The organism is Stenotrophomonas sp. HMWF003 (assembly GCF_003061285.1).
In the GTDB taxonomy this organism is placed as follows: Bacteria; Pseudomonadota; Gammaproteobacteria; order Xanthomonadales; family Xanthomonadaceae; genus Stenotrophomonas; species Stenotrophomonas maltophilia_AP.
Map to the genome: position 1 here is coordinate 1 of NZ_QAIW01000106.1, position 1,620 is coordinate 1,620.

General features: G+C 66.1%; 1 protein-coding gene. It reads right to left on the minus strand.

What is annotated here, in order from left to right; genetic code table 11:
• Positions 1-185: 185 nt before the first annotated feature.
• Complete coding sequence (gene cycA / locus DBR34_RS04265) at positions 186-1,565, minus strand: D-serine/D-alanine/glycine transporter (RefSeq protein ID WP_128095847.1); 1,380 nt, start codon at positions 1,563-1,565, stop codon at positions 186-188.
• Between the last annotated feature and the right edge of the window lie 55 nt (positions 1,566-1,620).

Here is a 1,620-nt window from a genome sequence, read left to right on the forward strand (position 1 = left end):
GCGGTACACCGTGCGCGCCGACGCCGACCACGGCAGCAGCATCGACAACAGGGCCAACGCGGCAGGCAGGGTCGGTTTCATGGGCTCGGATCGGGGCACGGAAGGGTGCGGCGCGATCATCCGGCCCCGGCTGCGAACCGAAGGTGAATACCGGGCCGGCCACCACGGCAGGCCCGGTACCAGGGTCAGCGGCTGCCGCCGATCAGGCGCTTGGCCGCATAGCCCAGGCCCAGCAGCAGGAACCACAGCGGGCTGATCGCCAGCGCGTACAGGGTGTCCGGCTGCAGGGTGAGCAGCACCAGCACGAACACGAAGAACGCCAGGCAGACCCCGCACATGAAGACGCCGCCCGGCATCTTGAACCTGGACGCCGCGTGCAGCTGCGGGCGACGGCGGCGGTACACGATGTACGAACACAGGATCAGCGACCACACGAACATGAACAGTACGGCCGCCAGCGTGGTGACCAGCGTAAAGGCGGTAACCAGGTTGGGGATCAGGTAGATCAGCATGGTGCCCAGCAGCAGGCAGATGCACGAGAACAGCAGGCCCCGTGCCGGTACCGCCGCCCGCGACAGGCGCGCGAAGAAGCTCGGGGCGTGCCGTTCTTCGGCCAGCCCGTACATCATGCGGCTGGTGGAGAAGATGCCGCTGTTGGCCGACGAGGTGGCCGAGGTGAGCACCACGAAGTTGATCAGGCTGGCCGCAGCCGGAATGCCGGCGAGCACGAACAGCTCCACGAACGGGCTCTTGCCCGGCACCACTTCGCGCCAGGGGGTGACGGCCATGATCGCGATCAGCGCCAGCACGTAGAACACGATGATGCGCACCGGGATGGAGTTGATCGCCTTGGGCAGGTTGCGCTCGGGATCGGCGGTTTCAGCGGCGGTGGTGCCGACCAGTTCAATGCCGACGAAGGCGAACACCGCGATCTGGAAGCCGGCGAAGAACCCGGCCATGCCCATCGGGAACAGGCCGCCGTCGTTGTACAGGTTGGCGAACGAGGCCTGGTGGCCCGACGGCGAGGTGAAGCCCCACGCCACCAGCCCGAAGCCGGTGATGATCAACGCGCAGATGGCGATGATCTTGATGAGCGCGAACCAGAACTCCATTTCACCGAACAGCTTCACCGTGACCAGGTTCAGGCTGAGCAGCAGGATCACGCACAGCAGCGCCGGTATCCAGGGCGCCAGTTCGGGAAACCAGAACTGCGCATACGCGGCGATGGCGATCACGTCGGCGATGGCGGTGATGATCCAGCAGAACCAGTAGGTCCATCCGCAGAAGAATCCGGCCCAGGGCCCGAGCAGGTCGGTGGAGAAGTCGATGAACGACTTGTACTCCAGGTTGGACAGCAGCAGCTCGCCCATCGCGCGCATCACGAAGAACAGCATCGCGCCGATGATCAGGTAGACCAGCACGATGGAGGGGCCGGCCAGGCTGATGGTCTTGCCCGAGCCCATGAACAGGCCGGTGCCGATGGCACCCCCGATGGCGATCAGCTGCAGGTGGCGGTTGGACAGGCTGCGCCGGAGGTGTTCCGGCGGCACGGCGGGATCGGTCATGGGCGGGGCCAGCAGGGCGAAGGCTCTGAACATAGAAGACCGCTGGCCGCTGCGC